This window comes from Sphingobium sp., from assembly GCF_003248505.1.
Lineage (GTDB): Bacteria > Pseudomonadota > Alphaproteobacteria > Sphingomonadales > Sphingomonadaceae > Sphingobium.
In genome coordinates this window covers 1-7,896 of sequence record NZ_QFOA01000109.1, presented here as the reverse complement: position 1 = coordinate 7,896, position 7,896 = coordinate 1, and the positions used below count along the sequence as shown (strand labels likewise).

6 protein-coding genes, 1 tRNA gene and 1 pseudogene are annotated in these 7,896 nt (G+C 62.4%); 7 read left to right on the top strand and 1 reads right to left on the bottom strand.

The window, feature by feature from the left end; genetic code table 11:
- Position 1: 1 nt before the first annotated feature.
- The 6 genes from DI606_RS18725 to DI606_RS18700 all read left to right on the top strand — a co-directional run bounded on the left by DI606_RS18725 (position 2) and on the right by DI606_RS18700 (position 5,813).
- On the top strand, positions 2-1,000 hold the full coding sequence (locus DI606_RS18725) for a rod shape-determining protein (protein ID WP_293985373.1): 999 nt from the start codon (positions 2-4) through the stop codon (positions 998-1,000).
- A gap of 18 nt (positions 1,001-1,018) precedes the next feature.
- A complete protein-coding gene (gene mreC, locus DI606_RS18720) occupies positions 1,019-1,939 on the top strand; it encodes a rod shape-determining protein MreC (RefSeq protein WP_293985372.1) in 921 nt (306 codons plus the stop codon).
- Positions 1,936-2,463, top strand: a complete 528-nt coding sequence (gene mreD / locus DI606_RS18715; RefSeq protein ID WP_293985371.1) for a rod shape-determining protein MreD — start codon at positions 1,936-1,938, stop codon at positions 2,461-2,463. Before mreC ends, mreD begins: the two co-directional genes overlap by 4 nt.
- Positions 2,460-4,520, top strand: coding sequence for a penicillin-binding protein 2 (gene mrdA, locus DI606_RS18710; protein ID WP_293985370.1), 2,061 nt, complete (start codon positions 2,460-2,462; stop codon positions 4,518-4,520). The genes mreD and mrdA overlap by 4 nt, the downstream gene beginning before the upstream one ends.
- The gene (gene rodA / locus DI606_RS18705; RefSeq protein WP_293985369.1) at positions 4,517-5,629 is read left to right on the top strand and encodes a rod shape-determining protein RodA; all 1,113 of its coding nucleotides are present in this window, start codon (positions 4,517-4,519) and stop codon (positions 5,627-5,629) included. Before mrdA ends, rodA begins: the two co-directional genes overlap by 4 nt.
- Before the next feature lie 108 nt (positions 5,630-5,737).
- A tRNA-Lys gene (locus DI606_RS18700) sits at positions 5,738-5,813 on the top strand.
- A 449-nt stretch (positions 5,814-6,262) separates the two neighbouring features.
- Here the strand turns inward: DI606_RS18700 and DI606_RS18695 are convergent.
- A pseudogene (locus DI606_RS18695) lies at positions 6,263-6,779 on the bottom strand (Tn3 family transposase); the annotation flags it as partial.
- A 167-nt stretch (positions 6,780-6,946) separates the two neighbouring features.
- Between DI606_RS18695 and DI606_RS18690 the strand changes: the two are divergent.
- Positions 6,947-7,840, top strand: coding sequence for a sensor histidine kinase (locus DI606_RS18690; RefSeq protein WP_367119495.1), 894 nt, complete (start codon positions 6,947-6,949; stop codon positions 7,838-7,840).
- The last annotated feature ends 56 nt before the right edge of the window (positions 7,841-7,896 follow it).

Genomic DNA, 7,896 nt, shown 5'->3' with positions numbered 1-7,896 from the left:
CATCGACCTCGGCACCGCCAACACGGTGGTTTATGTGCGCGGGCGCGGCATCGTGCTCAATGAGCCGTCCGTGGTCGCCGTGGAGACGCTCAACGGCGTCAAGCGGGTGAAGGCGGTGGGTGAAGACGCCAAGCTCATGATGGGCAAGACGCCGGACTCGATCGAGGCCATTCGCCCGCTGCGCGACGGTGTCATCGCCGACATCGACGTGGCGGAACAGATGATCAAGCATTTCATCACGAAGGTGCACGGCGGCAAGCACAGCCCTTGGCGCGCGCCCGAAATCGTGATCTGCGTACCGTCCGGTTCCACAAGCGTCGAGCGCCGCGCCATTCGTGACGCTGCCAGCAACGCAGGCGCAAGCCAGGTCTTCCTCATCGAGGAACCGATGGCCGCCGCAATCGGCGCCGACATGCCGGTGACCGAACCCATCGGCTCGATGGTCGTCGACATCGGTGGCGGCACGACGGAAGTCGCCGTGCTGTCGCTGCGCGGCCTTGCCTACACCACGTCGGTTCGCGTCGGTGGCGACAAGATGGACGAAGCCATCGTGTCCTTCGTCCGCCGCCACCACAATCTGCTGATCGGCGAAGCCACGGCAGAGCGGATCAAGAAGCAGTACGGTGTCGCGCAGCCGCCAGAGGATGGCGTGGGCGAAACGATCCACATCAAGGGCCGCGACCTTGTGAACGGTGTGCCCAAGGAAATTTCGATCAATCAGGGCCAGATCGCCGACGCGCTGGCCGAACCGATCAGCACCATCGTCGAGGGTGTGCGCATCGCGCTGGAAAACACCGCACCTGAACTTGCCGCCGATATCGTCGATCAGGGCATCGTGCTGACCGGCGGCGGTGCGCTGCTCAAGGGGTTGGACGACGAACTGCGTGACGAAACGGGCCTGCCCGTCACCATCGCGGAAGATCCGCTGACCTGCGTCGCGATCGGCACTGGCCGCGCGATGGAGGATCCGATCTTCCGGGGCGTTCTCCAGACCGCCTGACGAGAGGGGCTTTGAGCGATGGCGCGGCCACCCAGCCGACGCCCCGGCATCAACCGCAGGGCGCAATATAGCCTGTTCGCCAGCTATGTGGTGGCGGTTGCGGGTGCTGCGGCAGGCTTGTTGCTGGTGGTGATCGCGATCTTCGATCCCAGCGGCTTTTCCGCGCTGCGCATCGCTGCGTCCGAAGTCACGCGCCCGGCGTCCGTCGCGATGAAATCCATGGTGAGCGGCGTCAGTTCGATCGACGACGTTCTCGCCGGATATTGGCGTGCGGGATCGCAGAATGTGACGCTGCGCCGCCAGGTGGAGGCAGATCGCAACCGCATCATCGAAGCCAAGGCGATCGCGCAGGAAAATATCCGCCTCAAGAAACTGCTCAAGCTGGTCGACCAGGACAATAGCGACCTTTTGACAGCTCGCCTCATCGCCTCGTCCGCCAGCAGCGCGCGTCGCTTTGCCCGGTTGAATGCGGGAAGCTGGCAAGGCGTTCGCCCCGGAATGCCGGTCCGCGCGCCCGAAGGGCTCATCGGCCGCGTCCACGGCGTGACCCCCAACAGTTCGGACGTGCTGCTGCTGACCGACACCAGCAACATCGTGCCCGTGCGCCGGGCCAGCGACAATATTCCCGCCATTTCCACCGGTTTGGGCGACGGATCGTTGGAAATCAGGGCGCTGACCGCCGGACGCAATCCGTTCAAGCCCGGCGATCTGCTCGTCACGTCAGGCATCGGCGGCGTCTACCAGCCCAATGTCCCGGTGGCCGTCGTGGTGCGCGCGCAGGGCGAGATCGCCTATGGCGTCCCGCTCGCCAACCCCGCACGGGTCGATGCGGTGGTGGTGGAGCGAGTGTTCGAGGAAGCGGTGACGCGACCCGGCCCTGCCGCGCCCCCGGTCGCCAGTCAGGAGAATGCCGCCAACGCCGCTGCGCCTGCGCCATGATCGATCCGCACCTCCATCATGTGCCGCGCCTCGGCCGCCATCCCTCCCGTTTCCGTCTAAGGGGGACGCCCGTGCTCACGGTGCTGATCGGCAGCGCGCTGACCGCCCTTCCCCTGGTCGCGCAATCCCCCGTCATGCCGCCTTTGGGTCTCCTGACGCTCCTGTCCTGGCGTTTGCTGCGTCCGGAATTATGGCGGGCGTGGATCGGCGTTCCGCTCGGCCTGGTCGACGACATGCTGAGCGGGCAGCCTTTGGGGTCGGCGATGTTCCTGTGGACCGTCACGCTGATCGGCATCGACGCCATCGAACATCGCATGGTGTGGCGCGGATATAGGCAGGACTGGCTTATCGCCACACTCGCGGTTATCTTCTGTCTTTCCGGTGGCTTGTTCTTCGCAAGGGTCGCCGGCGGAGGTTCCGTGCGCTTTGCCTTGATCGTGCCCCAGATGATCTGGACGATATTGCTGTTTCCCTTTGTCGTCCGGCAGTGCGCGCGGATCGACCGTTGGCGCGTGATGGCATGAAAATCCCCGGCCTCAAGAGCAAGACCCTTACCGAAGCCTCTCAGACCCTGACTTTCAGCCGCCGCGCCATGGTGGTGGGCGGGCTTCAGGGCTTGATCGGCGCGACCCTGATCGGTCGAATGGCCTGGATCAGCGTCGCCGAGAACGAGAAATACACCCTTCTGTCGGAAAGCAACCGCGTCAACCTGACGCTCATTCCGCCGCGCCGCGGCTGGATCATCGACCGCAACGGTCGCCCCCTTGCCAACAACCGCACCGATTTTCGCGTCGATCTTATCCCGCAGCGGCTCGTCGATGCGGACGAAACCGTCAGGCAGCTTGCGCACTTGCTGAAGCTGGAGCCAGACGATGTCGAACGTATCCGGGAGGAGCTGGAAAAATCCGCCGGCTTCCGCCCGGTTCAGGTCGCCGACAAGCTGACCTACGATCAATATGCCGCGATCAGCGTACGCCTGCCCGACCTCCCTGGCGTCGCCCCTAGTCAGGGCTTCTCGCGCAACTATCCGGGCGGAGCGTCGGTCGGCCATCTCCTCGGATATGTCGGCGCAGCCACGGCGGAGGATTACAAGGCACGCCGCGACCCGCTACTCATCACACCGGGGTTCAAGGTCGGGAAAGACGGCCTTGAAAAGGCGTTCGATCGTCCTTTGACCGGCAAGCCCGGCGCTAAGCGGGTGGAGGTGACGGCGCGCGGCAAGATCATGCGCGAACTCACGACCAGACCGGATTCCCCGGGCCGGTCGATCAAGCTGACCATCGACGCCGGGTTACAGGAATTCGCCGGTCGCCGCCTCGCCACCCAAAGCGGCTCGGTCGTGGTGGTCGATTGCCGCAATGGCGACGTGCTGGCCCTCGCGTCGATGCCGAGCTTCGATCCCAACAGCTTTTCCGACGGCATCAGCCATCTGGAATATGAGATGCTGTCGAAGGACGATCACGTTCCCCTGCGCAACAAGACGTTGCAGGGCCTCTATCCGCCCGGATCGACGGTCAAGCCCATGGTTGCGCTGGCGCTGCTGGAGGCGGGCATTTCCCCGACCGAAACCGTCACCTGCGGCGGCGCGATCCGCGTCGGGAACACGCTGTTCCACTGTCATAAGCGACGCGGTCATGGCCCGCTCAACATGCGTGGCGCCATCGCCCAGAGCTGCGATATCTATTTCTATCAGATGGCCCAGCGCATCGGCATGGACCGCATCGCCAGCATGGCCCGGCGCGTGGGCATGGGACAGAAATTCGATCTGCCCTTCCCCAGCCAGAGTTACGGCACCGTGCCCGATCCGGCCTGGAAGGAACGGAAATACAAGCAGAAGTGGCAGGTCTACGACACGGTCAACGCCACCATCGGTCAAGGCTATATGCTCATCAATCCGCTCCAGATGGCGGTGATGGCGGCGCGGCTCGCGACCGGGCAACAATTGATGCCCAACTTCCTTTTCGGCGCGCCGCACGCCGTGCCGCAACCCGTCGGCGTCAGCGAGGAACATCTGGTCGTCATTCGAGACGCGATGAATGCGGTCGTTAACGGCGGGGGCACGGGCGCGGCTGCGCGCAGTTCCATTCCGGGCGTGATGATCGCGGGCAAGACCGGCACCGCACAGGTCCGCCGCATCACCATGACCGAACGCGCAGGCGGCGTACGCGGCAATGCAGGCTTGCCCTTCAAGCTGCGCGACCATGCCCTGTTCCAGGGCTTCGCGCCGTTCGACAATCCGCGCTACGCCATCGCCTGCATCATCGAGCATGGCGGACACATCAACCGGGTCGAGGACGCGCCGATGATCGCGAGCGATACGCTGTCCTACCTCTTCGATCCGAAGAAGGCGATGGAGAAGCTGGAAACGCTGGAAAAAGGATGGGGCGGCACGCCAGCCGAACGACAGGCGCGCCAGATGGCCGCATTCCGCCTCGCCAAGGCTATCGAAAAGGGCGAGGCCCCACCGCCCGTCGCTCCGCCGCCTGCAAGCAATGCGACCGCCAACGAAGCGAGCGCGCCAGATCCGGAGGCAAGCGACCTGCCTTCCCCGCCCGGATCCAACGCAGCCGACGCGCCATGAGCATCGTTCCCAAGCCCGTCACCGACTTCCCATGGCGCATCCTTGCGCTACTGCTCGCGATCGCCGGGTTCGGCACCGTGGTTCTTTTCAGCGCAGCGGGCGGCCATATTCTGCCCTGGGCCGCGAACCAGAGCGTGCGCTTCGTCATCTTCTCGATCATGGCGCTGGTGCTCAGCCGCATTCCGGTCGAAATCTTCGCCCGTTTCGCATTTCCCGCCTATGGCGCAGTGCTGATCGCGCTTTTTCTTGTCGAATTGATCGGCGGCGTCGCGGGCGGCAGCCAACGCTGGATCAACCTTGGCTTCATGCAATTGCAGCCGTCGGAATTCATGAAGCCGATTATCGTGCTTGCCATCGCACGCTTCTACGCGATGCTCCCGGTGGGCGAAATCCGCCGGTGGAATGCGATCTGGCCCGCGCTGCTGCTCATCGGCATGCCTTGGGCACTGGTGCTTATCCAGCCGGATCTCGGCACCGCGACGATGATCGCGGCAGGCGGCGTCACCGTCATGTTTCTTGCCGGGCTGCCGATGCGGCTTTTCGTCGGCACCGGCCTCATCGGCGCAGCCGCCGTCCCCATCGCCTTCAGCTTCCTGCATGACTATCAAAAAAAACGGGTGCTGATCTTCCTCGACCCGGAAAGCGATCCGTTGGGCGCTGGCTATCATATCAGCCAGTCCAAAATCGCCATCGGATCGGGTGGCCTCTGGGGCAAGGGTTTCCTTCAGGGCACGCAAAGCCATCTCGACTATCTTCCCGAAGGCCACACCGACTTCGTGTTCGCGACCATGGCGGAGGAATGGGGGCTGGTCGGCGGCACGTTGATGATCCTCGCCTTTCTGCTCCTCTTCCGCTGGGGCATCCGGGTCGCGATGCGAACCCAGGACAAGTTTTCTCGTCTTGCGGCGGCGGGGCTGACCACCACCATCTTCTTCTATGTCGCCATCAATCTGATGATGGTCATGGGCCTTGCTCCCGTGGTTGGCATCCCTCTCCCCTTCATGTCCTACGGCGGATCGTCGATGCTGACGGTAATGCTGTGCGTAGGCATGATCATGGCAATCGACCGATCGCGAAAGCGCAAGGCGAATCCGCAGAACTGGGCGTGAAACCGATCCGCGCGGGAAAAAACGCGGATGCGGGCAATTTCCTGTTTGCAAAAGCTGGGGCGCCTGCTAACAGCCCGACCTCGCCGGACGGCTTTTGCGCCGGCGAATGGACGCATAGCTCAGTTGGTAGAGCAGCTGACTCTTAATCAGCGGGTCCTTGGTTCGAGCCCAAGTGCGTCCACCACCTTCACCAGTAAATTCAGTCACTTACAACACTACCTTCAGCGGGCCCTAGTGGCGTCATTTGCGCTAGGTAGCTATCTAGGTAGCACGCCCTTTACCAACCGATTATCCCCCATCGATTGAGTTCTGGGTGGACTACCGGGAATATTTGGAGAGGTGTCGTATTTCCCGGACGGACCAACCTGCGGTCGAACCGTAGCCGGAAAGCGGCTCCTCTCGGTTTCGTTGCGGCGATGAGCAACGTTACTGCCATTATGAATTCGGCCACTGAACAGCCGATCCAGAAGATCACCTTTGAGCGCATGCCCATCGCGCCGGCCTCGATCCGGACGACGACGCGGCGCTGGCAGTTGACCAGGTTCTCTGCCTGACCGCGAGCGCAGTAGAGCGTATCATAAATGTGCTCTCAATCTTGCATCTGGAGAACATGTCACGGCTGACCGCGTGCATGAGCGCCTTGAGCGGCGATAGAACGAGGCAGTTGCCGTCAAGGCGCACTTGGGGCCACTCTCCCTGCCGGGTAAGGGCCGTCACCTGCTCGATCGCGGTGTCTGGGCTGGCGCGGCGTCCGGCGGTGAAGCTGTCGAAATCGGTGTCGATCGCCAGCGGCAGCGATCCTCGCGCGCGCCTCGCGTCGAAGGTGGCAGGCGGCAGGATATAGCTCTCGAAGGCGCGATACTCGCGGCTTGCCGCCACCCATGAGTCACCGGCGCGCAATCGGTCACGCAGTTTGGTCAGAACGCACAGCTCATGGGCAGCGGACAACCCGACCGTCGCGCAGTACGAACGACCGCCATGACGGCGGCGCGAAGCGAAGCGGCGACTTGTTGGGTAGGCGGCGGCGTCCGGTGCTTTAGATGTCGGCCACGAGGCGCACCGCATCGGGGAGCCCCTGCACCGCGCCGGCACCGCGAAACTCGAAGGCGTTGAGGAACGGCCCGGTCACCAAGCGCAGCGAGCGCTGCCGTCCGGACCCGCCCTGATGCACGACCGATGGCCAGCCCTCAGCCAGATAGACCAGAAGCGGCTAGCAGTTCGGGGCAATCTTGCACTAACAATCCTCGCGGACCACTCGGTGGGGTCCGGTAAGATTGTAGTCACCAATCCCGCAGGCTGGTGAGAGAAAGGGAATATGTGCCGGTATCAGTAACTGATCCGTTGGGACCAGCCGAGAGCCAGATTACATTCCGTCAGCTGGCCGACGCTATGCCGCAAATGGTCTGGTCAGCCCGGCCTGACGGATCACACGATTACTACAATGCTCAGTGGTATGCTTTCACTGGAGTGCCTGTTGGCTCAACGGATGGCGACGGCTGGAATACCATGTTCCATCCAGATGATCAGCAACGCGCTTGGGTAAGGTGGCAACACAGTCTTGAGACTGGAGAACCTTACGAAATCGAGTACCGGCTGCGCCACCACAGCGGCACATATCGCTGGACTCTGGGTCGCGCATTACCGGTTCTATCGGCATCTGATGAGATCGTCCGATGGGTGGGGACATGCACTGACATTGATGATCAGAAGCGGATTATCGAACGAAACGAGATTTTAAGTCGTGAGCTGAGTCACCGGATCAAAAACATCTTTGCGGTGATCTCTGGCCTGATCAGTTTGTCCGCGCGCCGATATCCCGCAATGCAGGAATTTGTCCAGAAATTGCAGCAGAGAGTGGCTGCTCTAGGCCGCGCACATGACTACGTGAGGCCGCATAGCGACGAAAGCGCACCTCATCATGGCCCTACAACCCTGAAAAGCATGCTAAAAGAGCTCCTTAGCCCCTATCCTGCGCTGGATGAAGGGCGACTGGCTATATTGGGTGACGACCATGTCATAGACGATCGTGGTGCAACTCCGATTGGCCTGGTATTTCACGAATTGGCGACCAATGCATCGAAGTACGGCTCCCTTTGCATTCCGGAGGGGACGGTTCGTCTGACGTCAAAAATCCAGTCCGATGTGCTGTTGCTTCGGTGGGAAGAACGTTGTAGCGCGACGATTACGGAGTCCGGTCGGCGTCAATTATGATGGCCGATAGGTGGCCGCGCCGGTTGGTGAATTCTGGCTACCATTTGCTGTTGCGG

Coding starts and splice junctions, on each gene's coding strand:
- rodA (WP_293985369.1), top strand. CDS start 4,517: ATGAGCATCGTTCCCAAGCCCGTCACCGACTTCCCATGGCGCATCCTT.
- mrdA (WP_293985370.1), top strand. CDS start 2,460: ATGAAAATCCCCGGCCTCAAGAGCAAGACCCTTACCGAAGCCTCTCAG.
- mreC (WP_293985372.1), top strand. CDS start 1,019: ATGGCGCGGCCACCCAGCCGACGCCCCGGCATCAACCGCAGGGCGCAA.
- mreD (WP_293985371.1), top strand. CDS start 1,936: ATGATCGATCCGCACCTCCATCATGTGCCGCGCCTCGGCCGCCATCCC.